The organism is Citrobacter sp. H12-3-2 (assembly GCF_009649895.1).
Lineage (GTDB): Bacteria > Pseudomonadota > Gammaproteobacteria > Enterobacterales > Enterobacteriaceae > Citrobacter > Citrobacter portucalensis.
In genome coordinates, this window is record NZ_CP045837.1 from 1,778,684 (window position 1) to 1,797,273 (window position 18,590).

The following is an 18,590-nucleotide window of genomic DNA, read 5'->3' on the forward strand; positions in this document are numbered from 1 at the left end:
GGTGTCTCCTTATTACACTTCATCCTTCAGGCTGCCTCGGCGTTGGCCGCACCCTTAAACCCCAGTCACATAGTATACCTATGCTCCTGGGGATTTTCGGGCTAGCCGCCTTGATGCATCATGAATGATTTTGTGTGTGATTTAATAAGGATGTTTTACCTGAGCCAGTTCGTTTTCGCCAGTTCGATCACTTCATCACCGCGTCCACTGATGATTGCACGCAGCATATACAGGCTAAAACCTTTGGCCTGTTCGAGTTTGATCTGCGGCGGGATCGCCAGCTCTTCTTTCGCCACGACCACATCGACCAGCACCGGGCCGTCAATCGACATCGCCCTTTGTAGCGCTTCATCAACCTCTGAGGATTTTTCCACGCGAATGCCTGTAATGCCGCAGGCTTCGGCAATCCGCGCGAAGTTGGTGTCGTGCAGTTCAGTGCCATCGGTCAGATAACCGCCCGCTTTCATCTCCATTGCGACAAATCCCAGTACGCTGTTGTTGAAGACAATAATCTTCACCGGCAGCTTCATCTGGACAACCGACAGAAAGTCTCCCATCAGCATGCTAAAGCCGCCGTCACCGCACATTGCTACAACCTGGCGTCCTGGTTCTGTGGCTTGTGCGCCGAGTGCCTGCGGCATGGCATTCGCCATCGACCCGTGGTTAAACGATCCGAGCAGACGACGTTTGCCGTTCATTTTCAGATAGCGTGCTGCCCACACCGTTGGCGTACCAACGTCGCAGGTAAAGATGGCATCGTCAGCGGCAAAGTGGCTGATCTGTTGCGCTAGATACTGCGGGTGAATGGCTTTATCGCTGGGTTTGGCTAAATCATCCAGCCCTTTGCGCGCCTCGCGATAGTGCTCCAGCGCTTTGTCCAGGAATTGCCGCTCGGTTTTCTCTTCCACCAGAGGCAGTAGGGCACGGAGAGTGGATTTAATATCGCCTACCAGCGCCATATCCACTTTACTGTGCGCGCCAATGCTTGCCGGATTGATATCAATCTGAATAATTTTGGCGTCGGTGGGGTAGAACGGGCGATAGGGGAACTGGGTGCCAAGCAGGATCAGCGTGTCGGCATTCATCATGGTATGGAAGCCGGATGAAAAGCCAATCAGCCCGGTCATACCCACATCATAGGGGTTATCGTACTCAACATGCTCTTTACCACGCAGGGCGTGAACAATCGGCGCTTTAATTTTAGCCGCAAACTCAACCAGCTCTTTATGCGCACCGGCGCAGCCACTACCGCACATCAGGGCGATATTGCTGGAGTAGCGCAGCAGTTGCGCCAGTTTTCTCAGCTCTTCTTCTTGTGGAGTCACCACCGGGAGCGGCGCATGATACCAGTGCGTGGTGGCGCTTTCAGGTGCAGGTTTTAGCGCCACGTCACCGGGTAAAACCACCACGGAAACGCCACGGTTGAGCACCGCCTTACGCATGGCAATTGCCAGCACCTGTGGGATCTGTTCTGGGCTGGAAACCAGCTCGCAATAGTGGCTACATTCGCGGAACAACTCTTGCGGGTGGGTCTCCTGAAAATAACCGCTGCCTATTTCACTGGAGGGAATATGCGCGGCGATTGCCAGTACCGGGACGTGGTTACGGTGACAATCAAACAGCCCGTTGATCAGGTGCAGGTTGCCTGGCCCGCACGAGCCTGCGCAGACGGCCAGTTCGCCCGTCAACTGCGCTTCAGCGCCCGCAGCGAAGGCTGCAACCTCTTCATGACGGGTTGGCATCCAGTCAATTGTTCCCATACGATTCAGGCTGTCACTCAGACCATTAAGTGAGTCACCCGTTACACCCCAAATGCGTTTTACGCCAGCCTGTTCGAGTGTTTTAGCAATAAAAGCGGCAACCGTTTGTTTCATGGTTTTCCTTCTCCTCTAATGTGATACCGGTTACAAGTTTAGATGAAGATAATAGTTATGCTTCTCATTTCCCCCTTATTTCCGGCAGGTTTCATTTAACCTGCATTAAGCGTAGTTTGTTTTGGACATGGTGAAACAAGGAATAAATTCAAATGGTTATAAAACTATTAAATTCAGTTAACCGAGTACTGACTCACGAAGATTTTGGCAAGTTATTGTTACGCTTTGCCGTCGGTGGGCTGATGCTGTTTCATGGGCTGCATAAACTCTTTGCGGGTATTGATGGCATCAGCGGTATGTTGATAGCGAAAGGTTTCCCAGGCTTTATTGCGTATGGAGTTCTGTTGGGAGAGGTCGTGGCACCGTGCCTGATTATTCTTGGCATCCTGACGCGTCCGGCGGCGTTGGGGCTGGCGTTTACGATGGTTGTGGCATGGCTGATGGTCGGGATGGGCGAAACCTGGACACTGGATAAAACCGGTGCATGGGCGATTGAAAGTCTGGTTTATTTCTTCATCGGCGCGCTGGCCGTGGCGTTTTTGGGGGCGGGGCGTTACTCCGTTGCCGGGAATTCTGCCTGGCGATAGTTACCATCTGAGAGTCTATACCGAGGCGGGAAAGCGTAGCATTGCTCCGCCTCGTCGTTCAATTTGTCGCTACTCTATGTCGTCACTGTTCCATAGTTTGTGCCGACGTCTCAGCGCTCGCTGCGTCAATGCCCTTGCCATCGCGGCGCCTATTTCAGCGCTGACCACCAGTCCCTGAATAAACGGACGATCGTGCATCAACCACGGCAGCCCGCCAAAAGCGATGCGATTGCGGGCGTTTTCCGGCGCTTGCAGCGTGTAATCTTCGCCGATATCCGGGATCTCATCGCCACAGGCCAGCAGTTGATCGCGTAGCGTTGGGAACGGGATATCTTTGCTCTGCAATGCCCGTTGTCCTCGGGCGTCAATAAACACATCAAATTCGCTGCGCTGACCGTGGTGGGAAATTACCGTCATTTCCTGTTCATTCATACGCTCATAATCTGTGCCAAGCGCGAGGATCTCAATCAGCCCGGCTTCGTGCAGCGCCAGCAGTCGGCGAACTGACTCTGACGGGATTGCCGCATAGTTATCAATAAATACCCGCGCCAGTCCGCACCTGAAACGTTTTTCGTCGCGGGTATCAAGATGAGGGACTATCTCCTCGATAACCTCGTGCAGGCGCAGCAAGGTATAGCGCCAGGCGACGGTATGTTGTTTTTGCTTGTTGCGCTCAACTTCTACCAGGTTACGTCTCGCCCAGTCAAAAGGGTCATGTCTGAGCCTGTCGGCGAAATAGACTTCGGGGAACGTGTCGGCGTTAAGCGTCGCAAGCGCCACCTGTTGGCACCAGCCTGGCGCTGCGTCTTGCAGTTGTTGCGCCATAAGCTGAAAGATGCGGTCCAGTAATCCGTTTTGTCCATAGGCAATGGCATCTTCAATTGCTTCTGGCGTCGCGATATTCAGCGATTCATACGGAAGGGGGCAGTAAAAATCCGCTTCAGGCAGTACCCCGCTGCGCGACATCAGGGTCAGCTTCAGGTTTTGACTGTCGGATTTAGGTGTGAATTGCAGTGAATGGTCGGTATTGGTAGTGAAGGTGCCATGCTGACTGGCCACAGCCATCGCGGCGTCGATAGCGCTTAGCGAGGTGCCCAGAATCCCTACCCGGCAAGCACCAATCCGCGCGTCCATCAGACCGGTCCACGGACTGGGGAAAAACTTGCGCGCCTGAGCATCCGTTTCAGGCCACAGATGACCAGTGGCGATAGCGGCGAAATCCACCTCAACGGGCTGCGACGCGTGGTTGATCCACAAAGAAACCCCATTCTGGGTCGCTTGCAGGTCGGTGACTTCGCTTGATTCATGTACGCGAATCGTGAAACCGGCTTGTTGCGCTTTCTCGACAATGGCTAAGAAACGATCGCGATAATAGTCGCCGAGGATCACGCGGGGCAAAAATTGCCGCTCATGCAAAGACGCGCGTTCAATCTGAAACTGGGCCAGATAGTCATCACTTTGATTCTGAAGCCATGTCAGATAGTTGATATAAATCGGTGGAATCTCAATGCTGGCTATATTTGCCAGCATGTGGTCTGCGTTGTTATCGCTATTGTAAGGCATGCCAACGCCCGCCTCTTCAGCTTGCTCGTAAAGCTCTATTTCCAGCGGTTCACCGCGCTCAACCAGGGCATGAAACGTATAAATCCCGGTGGGACCGACGCCGACAATGGCCACTTTTTTCATGGGGATCCTTGTAGAAAGTTCGACGTGGTAGTCAGGGATTATGTTTAATCTGCGCAGGGTAAGTGTGGTCGATAATTTGCGGGGAGAGTGAAAACATCAGAATTTTGCAACGCCTGACAGCATAAAAAAAGGCCACCCGGTACAGCCAGGCAGCCTATTGCACATCAGATACCGGCCAATTACGCCAGCACTAAATCACCCTGCGGATGACAGGAACAAGCCAGCACATAACCTTCAGCGATTTCTGCGTCGGTCAGCGTCATGGTGCTGCTGACCGTGTAGTTACCGTCAACCACTTTGGTTTTGCAGCAGCCGCAAACGCCTGCACGGCATGCGGCGACAACCGGAACCTTGTTGCTTTCCAGCGCTTCCAGCAGCGTACTGCCCACCGGCGCGTAGAACTCTTTCGCCGGCTGTAGCTTGGTAAACTTCAGGCCACTGGTGGCGGCTTCGGCAACAGGTGTGAAGAACTGCTCTTTAAAGAAGCGCGTCACACCCAGCGCTTTGACTTCTTTCTCGACCAGATCCATATACGGTGCCGGGCCACAGGTCATCACGGTACGCGAGGTCAGATCCGGTACGCTTTTCAGCAGTTCAGTCGTCAGTCGGCCGGAAACAAAACCTTCTGTGGCATTGTTTTCAGCAACTAATGTCACCGGATATTCGCGCCACTCGTCGGCAAAAATGACATCTTGCGGCGAGCGAACGTTAAAGATTACCTGTACATCCGCTTGTGGGCGGTACTTTGCCAACCAGCGACGCATTGACATGATTGGCGTGACACCACAGCCGGCGGCCAGCATCAGGAACTTGTCTTCCGCTTTATCTTCACAGGTGAACTCACCCATTGCATCCGACAGCCAGATATAGTCGCCGCGCTTCACGTCGCGGGTTAGCCACTGTGAACCTGCGCCATCGTCAATCCGGCGGATGGTCAACGTGATGTACTCGCTAACGCCCGGCGTTGAAGAAATGGTGTAAGCACGCAGCGTATCCGCTGAATTACGTACGCTGACCAGTGCATACTGCCCGGCGCGGTAAGGATAATAATCGTGGCATAGCAACGAAATTGTCCATACATCCGGCGTTTCCTGATGGATGTGGTGAACCTGCATCCGCCATGGGCACTGATGAGTTGGCATTGTCATTCTTTACTCCTTACGCGCTCAGCAGTTGCTTCATGTCTTCTTCAACGGTGGTCACGGAACGCAGACCAAATTTCTCGTTGAGAACTGCCAGCAAATCCGGTGTGAAGAAACCAGGTGCAGTCGGGCCAGTGACAATGTTTTTCACGCCCAGAGACAGCAGGGTCAGCAGAATAACAATCGCTTTCTGTTCGAACCAGGAGAGCACCAGAGACAGTGGCAGATCGTTCACGCCACAGCCCAGTTTCTCAGCCAGGGTTACCGCCAGGATGATGGCAGAGTAAGCATCGTTACACTGACCAGCATCCACCAGACGCGGCAGGCCTTCGATATCGCCGAACTCCAGTTTGTTGAAGCGGTATTTACCGCAAGCAAGGGTCAGGATCAGGCAGTCATCCGGCACGCTGGTGGCGAAGTCGGTGAAGTAGTTACGTTCACCACGTGCACCGTCACAACCGCCAACCAGGAAGATGTGACGCAGTTTTTCGCGGCTCACCAGGTCGATCAGGGTATCAGCAGCGCCCAGCAGGGTCTGACGACCGAAACCTACGGTGATCAGGTGCGGGATTTCGCTGTACGGGAAGCCAGCCATCTGCTGTGCCTGAGCGATAACCGGACCGAAGTTGTCGCCTTCGAGGTGGCTCACACCCGGCCAACCGACGATGCTACGGGTCCAGATACGGTCGTCGTACGCGCCAACGGTCGGGTCGATGATGCAGTTAGAGGTCATGACGATCGGACCTGGGAAGCGGGCAAACTCTACCTGCTGGTTCTGCCAGCCGCTGCCGTAGTTACCGATCAGGTGCTTGAACTTACGCAGTTCCGGGTAGCCGTGCGCCGGCAGCATTTCACCGTGGGTATAAACGTTAACACCAGTACCTTCGGTCTGCTCCAGCAGGTTGTACAGATCTTTCAGGTCGTGACCGGAGATCAGGATGCACTTACCTTCGGTTGCTTTTACGTTGACCTGAGTCGGGGTTGGGTGACCGTATTTGGTGGTTTCACCGGCGTCCAGAATGCTCATCACTTTGAAGTTCATCTGGCCGATTTCCATTGAACACTCCAGCAGAGCGTTCATATCGGCAGGCCAGGTACCCAGCCATGCCATGATTTTGTGGTACTGAGCGTAGATTTCGTTGTCGTACTGACCGAGAACGTGCGCGTGCTCCATGTAAGCTGCCGCACCTTTCAGGCCGTACAGACACAGCAGACGCAGGCCGAGAATGTTCTCGCCAATGGCTGCTTTGTCTTTGTTCGGGGTAAATTCAGCGGCCTGACGTTGCAGGTCGCCCAGATCGTCGCTGACTAGTTGCAGATCGGCCATCGGGTTGGTGACCGCTGCGTTCGCGTCGATGTTCAGGCATTGCGCTTTCAGGGCGTCGCGCATGGCGATAGCTTCACGGGCATAGCCAACAATACGCGGGGAATCGAAGTTAACGTTAGTCAGCGTGGAGAAGAATGCACGCGGAGCAAAGTTATCAACCTCATGGTCGATGATGCCGTATTCACGTGCTTTAACAGCCCATGCAGACAGACCTTGTAGGGAAGCAATCAGCAGATCCTGCAAATCGGAGGTTTCAGCCGTTTTACCGCACATACCCTGCGCGTAAGAGCAGCCGTTTCCTGCCGGAGTACGGATGGTTTGTTCACATTGCACACAAAACATGGTCACACCTTTTAAAGTTATATTTAATATACATGTTTAAGATTATGCCTGTACGCGAAGGGATAAAAGGGATTTCTGCTACTACTTGCAGGGAGATTGATTTAGCGCAATTTTGGCGGTAGCTGACTACCGCCAGAGAGGTATTTGTCCCGGCGTCAGGCGGAGAAAAACGCCATTAGCAGAGGCACTAACAGACTCAGAATAAAGCCGTGGACGATGGCTGCCGGGACCATTTCCAGACCGCCGCTGCGTTGTAAAACGGGCAGGGTGAAATCCATTGATGTCGCGCCGCATAATCCCAGCGCGGTAGAGCGGCTGCGGCCCACCATTCCTGGAATCAACATGATGGCGATCAGCTCACGGGCCAGGTCGTTAAAGAAGGCGGCACTACCAATTACGGGCCCGAACGATTCGGTTAACAGAATACCGGATAGGGAATACCAGCCAAAACCTGATGCCATAGCCAGCGCGGTTTTCAGCGGTAGACCGAGGATCAAGGCATTGATAACCCCCGCCAGCATCGAACTGGCGACGACGACGACGGCCACGATCATCCCCCGACGGTTCAACACAATTTGCTTTAAGGTCATGCCGCTGTTGCGCAGTTGAATCCCCACCAGGAACAGTAAAAAGATTAACGTATATTCGCTGGCTTCGGTGGCATGCTGCAGAATGGGAAGCCCAGTGAGGCCGAGCAGGAAACCGATGACGACGACGCCGCAAAGCTGAAGCGACTCAAGCGCCATTGCAATTCGCGAGGGGAGCTTTTCTTGCTTGTGGTTGTGTCTCCAGGGCAGCGAACGCTCCAGCCAGAACAGCGCCGCAATATTACACAGTATAATGACCGTCACGCTGACCGCAGAATAATGAAGAATGGCTAACAGGTTGCTGGCGAGATTATCCAGAAACGCCAGGCTAATACCCATAAAAAAGAGAATAAGGTAGACGATCCAGCTTAACAGGCGATTGATAAGTTGTAATGCAGTCCTGTGCCGGAGCGGAATAAGGTAGCCCACAATAAGGGGAACCAGAATGATTAACAGCCCTGAAAACATGAAAACCAGATCCTTGCTGAGAAGTAAGACGAAATGCGTCACTATAACCTAAATAATTCAAGTTGCAGGAAGGCGGCAAGGGAGTGAATCCCCGGGAGCGTACATAAGTACGTGACTGGGGGGAGCGAGCGCAGTCAACACATCTGCAACTTGAAGTATAACGGGTATACACACTACTCAATGCAAAGAGGGGAGTAAAGTTGCAAATAAAAGGAAATATAGAGAGGAAAAAAAGGCCTGACTTTCGCCAGGCCTTTTTGTTAGCGATTAATCGCGTTTTTCCAGCAGGGTGCGGTAAATAAGACCGCCGAGAACCCCACCGATAATCGGCATGACCCAGAAGAACCACAATTGTTGCAATGCCCAGCCGCCCTGGAAAATGGCTACTGCGGTACTACGCGCCGGGTTTACGGAGGTGTTGGTGACCGGAATACTGATCAAGTGAATCAGTGTTAACGCCAGACCAATTGCGATAGGTGCAAAACCTGCCGGAGCATGTTTATCGGTCGCGCCGTGGATCACTAATAAGAAACCTGCGGTCAGAATAATTTCAATGACGACGGCAGAAAGCATAGAATAACCGCCTGGTGAATGTTCACCAAAGCCGTTCGAAGCAAAACCACTGGCCGTTGCATCAAAACCTGCTTTACCGCTGGCAATAAGATACAGTGCCGCAGCTGCAACAATACCGCCCACAACCTGAGCAATAACGTAACCAATAACATCTTTTGCCGGGAAACGACCGCCAGCCCATAAACCGAAGGTTACCGCCGGGTTAAAATGCCCACCTGAAATATGACCCACAGCGAATGCCATGGTTAATACTGTCAGGCCGAATGCCAGCGCGACACCGGCAAATCCAATTCCCAATTCCGGGAATGCGGCTGCCAGCACTGCACTACCGCACCCACCAAAAACGAGCCAAAACGTACCGAAGAATTCAGCTGCTAATTTCCTGAACATAACCACCTCAATTAAAAGTTCCGGGTTCGTGTTCCTTACCCGGTAATTCATCGCTAAAAGGGACGATGATGAAAGAGCGGGTATTTTAGAAAAAAATATCATCCCTTCGCCAGTTAAATTGATGAAAAAATTTGATTTAAGGCAATATGTTGCGATTCCTTTTTGAATCTTGGGTGAATGAAGCATAGTTCAATTAGCGAAAGGACGATGATTAAGTTCTGAAATTATATTCAGGAGAAAACATAAGAAGAATATTCTTGTTTTTTTTGCTTTTGCGATTCACGCCAGATTGATATCGGGTGTCCTGAGCGCTCGCTTGCCGTTATACTCCTGATAACTTGAAGGAAAAAGTTAGCATTTCCGGAGGCTATATGATTCTCGAACGCGTTGAGATTGTTGGATTTCGTGGTATTAACCGTCTGTCGTTGATGCTGGAGCAGAGCAACGTGCTGATTGGGGAGAACGCGTGGGGTAAATCCAGTCTGCTGGATGCCTTGACCCTGCTGCTGTCGCCGGAGTCAGACTTGTATCATTTTGTCCGCGAGGATTTCTGGTTCCCGCCGGGTGATATACAGGGCCGGGAACACCACCTGCACATTATCCTGACGTTTCGTGAATCCCAACCTGGTCGTCACCGGGTGCGTCGCTATCGTCCTCTGGAAGCCAGCTGGACGCCGTGCCAGGATGGCTATCACCGCATTTTTTATCGCCTGGAAGGCGAGTGTGCGGATGACGGTAGCGTTCTGACCTTGCGCAGTTTTCTTGACGGCGACGGCCATCCATTACCTCTCGATGACATTAACGATCAGGCGCGCCACCTTGTGCGTCTGATGCCGGTACTGCGTCTGCGCGACGCGCGATTCATGCGACGGATCCGCAACGGTACCGTGCCGGACTCGGCGGATGTCGAAGTCACCGCCCGCCAACTGGATTTTCTGGCGCGTGAGCTGGCTACCCGGCCGCAAAACCTGACTGACGGGCAGATCCGCCAGGGGTTATCGGCCATGGTTCAGTTGTTGGAGCACTATTTTTCCGAGCAGGGGGCTGGCCAGTCCCGCTACCGTCTGATGCGCCGTCGCTCCAATAACGAACAACGAAGCTGGCGCTATCTGGACATTATTAACCGCATGATTGATAAACCCGGCGGACGTACGCACCGGGTTATTCTGTTGGGCCTGTTTTCGACCTTGTTGCAGGCCAAAGGCACGCTAAGGCTCGATAAAGACGCCCGACCTTTACTGCTGGTGGAAGATCCGGAAACGCGTTTACATCCCATCATGCTGTCGGTGGCCTGGCACTTGTTGAATTTACTGCCTCTGCAGCGAGTGGCGACCACCAACTCCGGTGAGCTGCTGTCCCTTACGCCTGTTGAGCATGTTGTTCGTCTGGTACGTGAATCATCCCGCGTCGCTGCCTGGCGGCTGGGGCCGGGTGGGATCAGTGCAGAAGATGGTCGGCGAATCGCATTTCATATTCGTTTTAATCGTGCGTCATCGTTGTTTGCCCGCTGCTGGCTGCTGGTGGAAGGTGAAACGGAAACCTGGGTTATTAACGAACTGGCCCGCCAGTGCGGACATCACTTTGATGCAGAAGGGATTAAAGTCATTGAATTTGCCCAGTCCGGTCTTAAGCCGCTGGTTAAATTCGCCCGCCGGATGGGGATAGAGTGGCATGTGCTGGTCGATGGCGATGAAGCCGGGAAAAAGTACGCGGCCACGGTACGTAGCTTATTGAATGACGACAGAGAGGAAGAGCGTGAGCATTTGACCATGCTCCCCGCGCTGGATATGGAACACTTTATGTATCGCCAGGGATTTGCTGACGTCTTTCACCGGGTGGCGCAAATCCCTGAGAATGTGCCTATGAATATGCGCAAAATAATCTCCAAGGCGATACATCGTTCGTCAAAACCGGATTTGGCCATTGAGGTGGCGATGGAAGCCGGGCGGCGGGGTGTTGATGCGGTGCCAACGCTGCTGCGAAAAATGTTTTCCCGCGTGCTGTGGCTGGCACGCGGCAGAGCGGATTAGTGGCGAAACATCGACGACAGCTGCGAATGGATTCTGTCCAGTAGCTGATAGCGGCGGCGGTATTCTGCGCGTTTTTTGCTCGCAATATCCGCCTCGCTTTTTCGCGCCAGCGTGCGCGGAATATGATAGTACCCGTTGCTGTCGCACTCACCGCCAACCGACTCCCAAAAAGCGTTGTAGTCAGAATGGATCACCTTGTTTTTATCGTGGTAGCGTTGACTGCGAAAGATATGCTGTTCATTACTTACAGCCATAACTTTTTCAATATTCAACTGTTCGGCTAAACGGCAAATGGTTTCCATCACAATACGTTTTGGGAAAATTCCATGGCAGGACTTCGTCGCTTTTTGGATTGCTTCGTGCGGTAGTTGCGCATTGCCCTGCACACCGCCAATAAATAATGTCCTTTTCCCATTATATTCGCAGAACGTAAACGTCATTTTAGTTAGCACGTCTCCGCCACCATTGCGCACCTGAATGGTGGCTTCACCCTCTTTATCCAGTACCGGAAACATCATCATGGTGATGGTAAATATATCGCCGTCTTTACCTTCAGTTTGCGCCAGATGTAAGCCGTCATTGCTTAATAAGGCGTTAAATTCAGCGGGTAAGAATGCGTGGCGGATAAAATGGTAATGAAAACGCACCGCATCTAAACGCATTTTGCGGGAGAAGTTTGCCGCAAGATAAGGACGGTGCAAACGAACCGGCAGTCGGGGTTGACGGGCGAGCAGGGGGCCAAGATCCGGCCATTGGGCCAGTTCAGTCATCCATTCCTGAGTGAGGCGGGGTATCAATAATGAACGCCAGATAAACTTACGACGAAAGCTCCGTTTATCCCAGCAATGTGCGGGCCGTAAATGACCGCTGCTCAGGCTGAAAAAAAGGCCAAAACGCGTGACTGGTTTGGTGGAAAGAAAAGTGCTTTCAGTTAGCTGGCTCATAATATAAATCCGATTGATACCTTTGTACTAATTTCAGCACAGCGGATCTTAACCATTCATCAATAACTCTGTTATTCTTGCGCTTTTCAACGGCGATTTATTTAACGTTGATGTTTAGCACTCCACTCTGGTGGGCGTATTGGGGGAATTGGGACATTTATGAAGCTCAAGGGAAAAATCAAAAAACGCTATTTTCTGTTCGCCGTCATCCTTATTGTGGCGGCAATTGCACTTTGGCGAACGCTTAATGCGCCTTTACCTCAGTATCAAACATTAATTGTTCGTCCTGGCGATCTGCAGCAAAGCGTGCTGGCGACCGGTAAGCTGGATGCGCTGCGTAAAGTTGACGTCGGGGCGCAGGTCAGCGGGCAGTTAAAAACGCTGTCGGTCGCGATTGGCGATAAAGTGAAAAAAGATCAGTTGCTCGGTGTTATCGATCCTGAACAGGCGCAAAACCAAATCAAAGAGGTTGAAGCGACGCTAATGGAATTGCGCGCCCAGCGTTTACAAGCCGAAGCTGAGTGGAAGCTGGCGCGGGTCACTCTCTCCCGCCAACAACAGCTGGCGAAAACTCAGGCCGTTTCACAGCAGGATCTCGACACGGCGGCCACCGAAATGGCGGTCAAACAGGCGCAAATTGGCACAATTGACGCGCAAATTAAGCGTAATCAGGCCTCTCTCGATACGGCGAAAACCAACCTTGATTACACCCGCATCGTTGCGCCAATGGCTGGCGAAGTAACACAAATTACTACCCTGCAGGGGCAAACCGTTATTGCCGCCCAGCAAGCACCTAACATTCTGACCCTGGCGGATATGAGCACCATGCTGGTGAAAGCGCAGGTTTCTGAGGCTGATGTAATTCACCTGCATCCGGGGCAAAAGGCCTGGTTTACCGTGCTGGGCGATCCGCAGACGCGCTACGAAGGTAAGCTCAAAGATGTTCTCCCGACGCCAGAGAAAGTGAATGATGCGATTTTCTACTATGCCCGCTTCGAAGTTCCCAACCCGAAAGGGATCCTGCGCCTGGATATGACCGCGCAGGTCCATATCCAGCTCACTGATGTCAAAAATGTCCTGACGATCCCGCTGTCGGCGCTGGGCGATCCTATCGGCAATAATCGTTATAACGTCAGGTTGCTGCGTAACGGCGAAACCCGCGAACGTGAAGTGGTTATCGGCGCGCGTAATGACACCGATGTGGAGATCGTGAAAGGGCTGGAAGAGGGGGATGAAGTCATTACCGGTGAGGGCAACGCTGGAGCTGCAAAATGACAGCATTGCTTGAGCTGAGCCATATCCGCCGCAGCTATCCGTCAGGCGAAGGCCAGGTTGAGGTGTTGAAGGACGTATCCTTGAGCATTCAGGCCGGGGAAATGGTGTCGATTGTCGGGGCGTCGGGTTCGGGTAAATCGACGCTGATGAACATTCTCGGCTGTCTGGATAAGCCAACCAGCGGTACGTATCGCGTTGCCGGACGTGATGTCTCTACGCTGGATAGCGATGCGCTAGCGCAACTGCGTCGTGAGCATTTTGGTTTTATCTTCCAGCGCTATCACCTGCTGTCGCATTTAACCGCCGCACAAAACGTTGAGGTACCGGCGGTCTACGCGGGCACTGAACGTAAGCAGCGCCTGGCGCGTGCGCAGGAATTACTCCAGCGGCTGGGGTTGGGTGACCGGGTTGACTATCAACCTTCCCAGCTTTCCGGTGGTCAGCAGCAGCGGGTCAGTATCGCGCGTGCGCTGATGAACGGGGGGCAGGTTATTCTTGCCGACGAACCCACCGGTGCACTGGATAGCCATTCCGGCGAAGAGGTGATGGCGATTTTGCATCAGCTGCGCGATCGCGGGCATACGGTAATTATCGTTACTCACGACAGCCAGGTCGCCGCGCAGGCCGAACGGGTCATTGAAATTCGTGACGGCGAGATTGTGCGCAATCCACCGCCACAGAAACCCTCTGGCGGACGCGATATCGCGGAGCCAACGGTGAAAACGGCATCCGGCTGGAGCCAGTTTGTCAGCGGTTTTCGTGAAGCGCTTACCATGGCCTGGCTGGCAATGGCCGCGAATAAGATGCGTACGCTACTGACCATGCTTGGGATCATTATCGGTATTGCTTCGGTGGTATCGATCGTGGTGGTAGGCGATGCGGCTAAACAACTGGTACTGGCAGATATTCGCGCTATTGGTACTAACACCATTGATATCTATCCAGGCAAAGACTTCGGCGACGACGATCCGCAATATCAACAGGCGTTGAAGTATGACGATTTGACGGCGCTACAGAAGCAGCCCTGGGTCAGTTCAGTAACGCCTGCGGTGTCGAAGAACCTGCGGTTACGCTATGGCAATATCGACGTTGCTGCCAGTGCTAATGGCGTTAGCGGCGACTATTTCAACGTCTATGGCATGACATTTAGCGAAGGGACCACCTTTAACGCCGAGCAACTGGCGGGGCGCGCTCAGGTGGTGGTGCTCGACAGCAATACCCGTCGTCAGTTGTTCCCCAATAAAGCGAAAGTTGTTGGCGAAGTCGTGCTGGTGGGGAATATGCCTGCCACGGTGATTGGTGTTGCAGAAGAGAAACAGTCGATGTTTGGCAGTAGCAAGATCCTGCGAGTCTGGCTGCCTTATAGCACTATGTCCGGGCGCATTATGGGACAGTCGTGGCTGAACTCGATCACCGTGCGAGTGAAGGATGGTTTTGACAGTGCCCAGGCCGAACAGCAACTGACCCGACTGTTGACGTTGCGCCACGGTAAGAAGGATTTCTTCACCTGGAATATGGACGGCATCTTGAAAACCGCCGAAAAGACCACACGTACATTACAACTCTTCCTGACGCTGGTGGCGGTGATTTCGCTGGTGGTCGGTGGGATTGGCGTGATGAATATTATGCTGGTTTCGGTAACCGAACGAACGCGTGAGATTGGCATTCGTATGGCGGTTGGCGCTCGCGCCAGTGACGTGCTGCAACAGTTCTTAATTGAAGCAGTGTTGGTGTGTCTGGTTGGCGGCGCGTTGGGCATTAGCCTGTCGATGCTGATCGCTTTTACGCTACAGCTATTTCTGCCGGGCTGGGAAATTGGATTCTCACCCGTCGCGCTGTTGACGGCGTTTCTGTGTTCGACTGCAACCGGTGTGTTGTTTGGCTGGCTACCGGCGCGGAATGCGGCACGTCTGGATCCGGTAGATGCTCTGGCGCGGGAATAATGCCACAGAGATAAAAATGCCAGCCGCAAGGGCTGGCATTTTGACTGCGGGATGTACACAATGAGACAGAAGAGCTATGCGACAGCTTCTGCTTCAATGACAGGCACGATGACACTGGCATGATTGCCTTTTGGCCCCTGGTGGACATCAAACTGGACAGACTGTCCGGCTTTTAGCGTTCTGTAACCATCCATCTGAATGGTGGAGTAATGGGCGAAAATATCTTCGCCGCCGCCTTCGGGGCAAATGAAACCAAACCCTTTGGCGTTGTTGAACCACTTAACAGTACCCGTTTCCATACTTCGACATCCTTCGTAAATCTTATATAAGTAAGATGGAATGAACCGGTGGCGGAGTGGGGGCTGTTCAAAACCTCGCCAACTCTCGAGACTACAATTTAGAGAAATCAGGCGGGGCGTCAAGCGCCATGCAGACGGAATAGGGTAAAAATGCATCAAAATTTGAAGCAGTTAACGCTATTGTCGGTTATGTGACAGATGTCGCGGATGGCACTAATAGATGATAGTTATCTAATACTTGAGGTAGATTGATTGTGCGCATAGGCTGCTTGTCAGCGGCAAGATTTTCTGCCGGAAACCGTAACTGAAGATGACGACTGACAATGGGTAAGACGAACGACTGGCTGGATTTCGATCTGCTGGCGGAAGACAAATTGCGCGACGCGCTAAAACCGCCATCTATGTATAAAGTGATATTAGTCAATGATGATTACACTCCGATGGAGTTTGTTATTGACGTGTTACAAAAATTCTTTTCTTATGATGTAGAACGTGCAACGCAACTGATGCTTGCAGTTCACTATCAAGGCAAAGCTATCTGCGGTGTGTTCACTGCCGAAGTGGCTGAAACCAAAGTAGCGATGGTGAACAAATATGCGAGGGAGAACGAGCATCCGTTGCTGTGTACGCTGGAAAAAGCCTGAATGCAGGCATAAACATTGGGGGAGGTGCCTATGCTCAATCAAGAACTGGAACTCAGTTTAAACATGGCTTTCGCCAGAGCGCGCGAGCACCGACATGAGTTTATGACCGTCGAGCACTTGTTACTGGCGTTGCTCAGTAACCCATCGGCCCGCGAAGCGCTGGAAGCGTGTTCTGTGGATCTGGTGGCGCTCCGTCAGGAACTCGAAGCCTTCATTGAACAGACCACACCTGTATTGCCTGCCAGTGAGGAAGAACGCGACACGCAGCCAACGTTGAGTTTTCAGCGTGTACTGCAACGCGCGGTCTTTCATGTTCAGTCCTCCGGGCGTAATGAAGTTACCGGCGCAAATGTGCTGGTCGCTATCTTCAGCGAGCAGGAATCTCAGGCGGCTTATCTGCTGCGTAAGCATGAAGTGAGCCGCCTTGATGTGGTGAATTTTATTTCTCATGGCACGCGCAAAGACGAACCCAGTCAGTCTTCTGACTCTGGGAATCAGCCAAATAACGAAGAGCAAGCTGGCGGGGAGGACCGTATGGAAAACTTCACGACTAACCTTAACCAGCTTGCCCGAGTGGGCGGAATTGATCCGCTCATTGGCCGGGACAAAGAGCTGGAGCGCGCCATTCAGGTACTGTGCCGTCGCAGAAAAAATAACCCGTTGCTGGTGGGAGAGTCTGGTGTCGGTAAAACCGCCATTGCTGAAGGCCTCGCCTGGCGTATCGTCCAGGGTGATGTGCCTGAAATCATGGCTGATTGCACCCTTTACTCCCTGGATATCGGCTCGCTGTTGGCTGGCACCAAATATCGCGGTGATTTTGAGAAACGCTTTAAGGCGCTGCTGAAACAGCTGGAACAGGATACTAACAGTATTCTGTTTATCGATGAGATCCACACCATTATCGGTGCGGGTGCGGCATCGGGCGGCCAGGTGGATGCGGCTAACCTGATCAAGCCGCTGCTCTCCAGCGGTAAGATCCGTGTGATAGGGTCCACAACCTATCAGGAATTCAGCAATATCTTTGAAAAGGACCGTGCGTTAGCGCGCCGTTTCCAGAAAATTGATGTCACTGAGCCATCGGTAGAAGAGACCGTACAGATAATCAACGGTCTGAAGCCAAAATACGAAGCGCACCATGATGTCCGCTATACCGCCAAAGCGGTGCGTGCAGCGGTCGAACTGGCGGTGAAATACATTAACGATCGTCATCTGCCGGATAAAGCGATCGACGTGATCGATGAGGCGGGCGCGCGTGCGCGTCTGATGCCGGTCAGCAAGCGCAAGAAAACCGTCAACGTGGCGGATATCGAGTCCGTTGTGGCCCGCATTGCGCGGATCCCGGAGAAGAGCGTTTCGCAGAGCGATCGCGACACGCTGAAAAACCTGGGCAACCGTCTGAAAATGCTGGTATTCGGACAGGATAAAGCCATTGAGGCGCTGACTGAAGCGATCAAAATGAGCCGTGCCGGTCTGGGACACGAGCATAAACCGGTTGGTTCGTTCTTGTTTGCCGGACCAACTGGCGTCGGTAAGACCGAAGTCACGGTGCAGTTGTCCAAAGCACTCGGCATTGAACTGCTGCGTTTTGATATGTCCGAATATATGGAACGCCACACCGTCAGCCGCCTGATTGGTGCGCCTCCGGGGTATGTCGGTTTCGATCAGGGCGGTTTGCTGACCGATGCTGTTATTAAGCATCCGCATGCGGTACTGCTGCTGGATGAAATCGAAAAAGCGCACCCGGATGTCTTTAACCTGCTGCTGCAGGTGATGGATAACGGTACGCTGACCGACAATAACGGGCGTAAAGCGGATTTCCGCAACGTGGTGCTGGTCATGACCACCAATGCTGGTGTGCGTGAAACTGAGCGTAAATCGATTGGGTTGATTCATCAGGACAACAGTACTGATGCAATGGGCGAAATCAAAAAAGTGTTTACGCCGGAATTCCGTAACCGTCTCGACAACATTATCTGGTTTGATCATCTCTCTACCGAGGTGATTCATCAGGTTGTTGATAAGTTTATCGTCGAGCTTCAGGTACAGCTGGATCAGAAAGGTGTCTCTCTGGAAGTGAGCCAGGAAGCACGTGACTGGCTGGCAGAGAAAGGCTACGACCGCGCAATGGGCGCACGTCCAATGACGCGTGTGGTCCAGGATAACCTGAAAAAACCATTGGCTAACGAACTGCTGTTCGGTTCGCTGGTGGATGGTGGCCAGGTGACCGTTGCGCTGGATAAAGAGAAAAATGAGCTGACCTATGGTTTCCAGAGTGCGCAAAAGCACAAGCCAGAAGCTGCACATTAATCTTTAATCACCTAATCAGCCGGGCGTAATGCCCGGTTTTTTTTCGCCTGATAATCGTGATTTGAAATGGGATATTCGGGGGAGTTTAAACGGCAGGCAAAAAATAAGCCTGCGTAAGGGAGATTACGCAGGCTAAGGAGGTGGTTCCTGGTACAGCTAGCATTTATGGGTT

At 52.6% G+C, this 18,590-nt stretch carries 14 protein-coding genes; 6 read left to right on the plus strand and 8 right to left on the minus strand.

Annotation, left to right across the window (positions count from 1 at the left end; genetic code table 11):
- Positions 1–155 precede the first annotated feature (155 nt).
- Complete coding sequence (poxB, locus tag GHC22_RS08410; protein WP_032943955.1) at positions 156–1,874, minus strand: ubiquinone-dependent pyruvate dehydrogenase; 1,719 nt, start codon at positions 1,872–1,874, stop codon at positions 156–158.
- 152 nt (positions 1,875–2,026) lie between these two features.
- Here poxB and GHC22_RS08415 point away from each other — a divergent pair, with 152 nt between their 5' ends.
- Positions 2,027–2,461 (plus strand): DoxX family protein, encoded by a 435-nt coding sequence (locus tag GHC22_RS08415; protein WP_003834302.1) that lies wholly within the window; start codon positions 2,027–2,029, stop codon positions 2,459–2,461.
- A 69-nt stretch (positions 2,462–2,530) separates the two neighbouring features.
- Here the strand turns inward: GHC22_RS08415 and GHC22_RS08420 are convergent, their stop codons facing one another.
- The 5 genes from GHC22_RS08420 to aqpZ form a co-directional block, all read right to left on the minus strand.
- Entirely contained in the window at positions 2,531–4,147 is a 1,617-nt protein-coding gene (locus tag GHC22_RS08420; protein ID WP_153752666.1) for an FAD-NAD(P)-binding protein, read from the minus strand.
- A 179-nt stretch (positions 4,148–4,326) separates the two neighbouring features.
- On the minus strand, positions 4,327–5,295 hold the full coding sequence (gene hcr, locus GHC22_RS08425; RefSeq protein ID WP_003027256.1) for an NADH oxidoreductase: 969 nt from the start codon (positions 5,293–5,295) through the stop codon (positions 4,327–4,329).
- Positions 5,296–5,305: 10 nt separating this feature from the next.
- Positions 5,306–6,958: a hydroxylamine reductase gene (gene hcp / locus GHC22_RS08430; protein ID WP_008785224.1), complete on the minus strand. Its 1,653-nt coding sequence runs from the start codon at positions 6,956–6,958 to the stop codon at positions 5,306–5,308.
- A gap of 155 nt (positions 6,959–7,113) precedes the next feature.
- Complete coding sequence (locus GHC22_RS08435; RefSeq protein WP_016150624.1) at positions 7,114–8,013, minus strand: lysine exporter LysO family protein; 900 nt, start codon at positions 8,011–8,013, stop codon at positions 7,114–7,116.
- Between the two features lie 267 nt (positions 8,014–8,280).
- Complete coding sequence (aqpZ, locus tag GHC22_RS08440; RefSeq protein ID WP_003840208.1) at positions 8,281–8,976, minus strand: aquaporin Z; 696 nt, start codon at positions 8,974–8,976, stop codon at positions 8,281–8,283.
- A gap of 371 nt (positions 8,977–9,347) precedes the next feature.
- Between aqpZ and GHC22_RS08445 the strand changes: the two genes are divergently transcribed.
- Positions 9,348–11,006 carry an ATP-dependent endonuclease gene (locus GHC22_RS08445; protein WP_003834292.1) on the plus strand — a complete coding sequence of 553 codons (1,659 nt, stop codon included), beginning with the start codon at positions 9,348–9,350 and terminating at the stop codon, positions 11,004–11,006.
- Here GHC22_RS08445 and GHC22_RS08450 read toward each other — a convergent pair.
- Complete coding sequence (locus GHC22_RS08450) at positions 11,003–11,950, minus strand: VirK/YbjX family protein (protein WP_153752667.1); 948 nt, start codon at positions 11,948–11,950, stop codon at positions 11,003–11,005. The two genes, GHC22_RS08445 and GHC22_RS08450, sit on opposite strands and share 4 nt — an antisense overlap.
- Before the next feature lie 159 nt (positions 11,951–12,109).
- On the opposite strand from GHC22_RS08450, the gene macA reads away from it, so the two are divergent.
- Complete coding sequence (gene macA, locus GHC22_RS08455) at positions 12,110–13,225, plus strand: macrolide transporter subunit MacA (RefSeq protein ID WP_128612007.1); 1,116 nt, start codon at positions 12,110–12,112, stop codon at positions 13,223–13,225.
- Complete coding sequence (gene macB / locus GHC22_RS08460; RefSeq protein WP_153752668.1) at positions 13,222–15,168, plus strand: macrolide ABC transporter ATP-binding protein/permease MacB; 1,947 nt, start codon at positions 13,222–13,224, stop codon at positions 15,166–15,168. The genes macA and macB overlap by 4 nt, the downstream gene beginning before the upstream one ends.
- 74 nt (positions 15,169–15,242) lie before the next feature.
- On the opposite strand, the gene cspD is transcribed toward macB, so the two are convergent.
- Positions 15,243–15,467 (minus strand): cold shock-like protein CspD, encoded by a 225-nt coding sequence (gene cspD / locus GHC22_RS08465; RefSeq protein WP_003036813.1) that lies wholly within the window; start codon positions 15,465–15,467, stop codon positions 15,243–15,245.
- Positions 15,468–15,790: 323 nt separating this feature from the next.
- Here cspD and clpS point away from each other — a divergent pair, with 323 nt between their 5' ends.
- Both clpS and clpA read left to right on the plus strand, forming a co-directional pair.
- Positions 15,791–16,111 carry an ATP-dependent Clp protease adapter ClpS gene (clpS, locus tag GHC22_RS08470; protein WP_003036810.1) on the plus strand — a complete coding sequence of 107 codons (321 nt, stop codon included), beginning with the start codon at positions 15,791–15,793 and terminating at the stop codon, positions 16,109–16,111.
- A 30-nt stretch (positions 16,112–16,141) separates the two neighbouring features.
- Complete coding sequence (gene clpA / locus GHC22_RS08475; RefSeq protein ID WP_003036804.1) at positions 16,142–18,418, plus strand: ATP-dependent Clp protease ATP-binding subunit ClpA; 2,277 nt, start codon at positions 16,142–16,144, stop codon at positions 18,416–18,418.
- Positions 18,419–18,590: the final 172 nt, after the last annotated feature.

What these genes read in the sequence shown, in the direction of transcription:
- poxB (WP_032943955.1), bottom strand. Translation starts at nt 1,874, where the DNA reads ATGAAACAAACGGTTGCCGCTTTTATTGCTAAAACACTCGAACAGGCT.
- GHC22_RS08415 (WP_003834302.1), top strand. Translation starts at nt 2,027, where the DNA reads ATGGTTATAAAACTATTAAATTCAGTTAACCGAGTACTGACTCACGAA.
- GHC22_RS08420 (WP_153752666.1), bottom strand. Translation starts at nt 4,147, where the DNA reads ATGAAAAAAGTGGCCATTGTCGGCGTCGGTCCCACCGGGATTTATACG.
- hcr (WP_003027256.1), bottom strand. Translation starts at nt 5,295, where the DNA reads ATGACAATGCCAACTCATCAGTGCCCATGGCGGATGCAGGTTCACCAC.
- hcp (WP_008785224.1), bottom strand. Translation starts at nt 6,958, where the DNA reads ATGTTTTGTGTGCAATGTGAACAAACCATCCGTACTCCGGCAGGAAAC.
- GHC22_RS08435 (WP_016150624.1), bottom strand. Translation starts at nt 8,013, where the DNA reads ATGTTTTCAGGGCTGTTAATCATTCTGGTTCCCCTTATTGTGGGCTAC.
- aqpZ (WP_003840208.1), bottom strand. Translation starts at nt 8,976, where the DNA reads ATGTTCAGGAAATTAGCAGCTGAATTCTTCGGTACGTTTTGGCTCGTT.
- GHC22_RS08445 (WP_003834292.1), top strand. Translation starts at nt 9,348, where the DNA reads ATGATTCTCGAACGCGTTGAGATTGTTGGATTTCGTGGTATTAACCGT.
- GHC22_RS08450 (WP_153752667.1), bottom strand. Translation starts at nt 11,950, where the DNA reads ATGAGCCAGCTAACTGAAAGCACTTTTCTTTCCACCAAACCAGTCACG.
- macA (WP_128612007.1), top strand. Translation starts at nt 12,110, where the DNA reads ATGAAGCTCAAGGGAAAAATCAAAAAACGCTATTTTCTGTTCGCCGTC.
- macB (WP_153752668.1), top strand. Translation starts at nt 13,222, where the DNA reads ATGACAGCATTGCTTGAGCTGAGCCATATCCGCCGCAGCTATCCGTCA.
- cspD (WP_003036813.1), bottom strand. Translation starts at nt 15,467, where the DNA reads ATGGAAACGGGTACTGTTAAGTGGTTCAACAACGCCAAAGGGTTTGGT.
- clpS (WP_003036810.1), top strand. Translation starts at nt 15,791, where the DNA reads ATGGGTAAGACGAACGACTGGCTGGATTTCGATCTGCTGGCGGAAGAC.
- clpA (WP_003036804.1), top strand. Translation starts at nt 16,142, where the DNA reads ATGCTCAATCAAGAACTGGAACTCAGTTTAAACATGGCTTTCGCCAGA.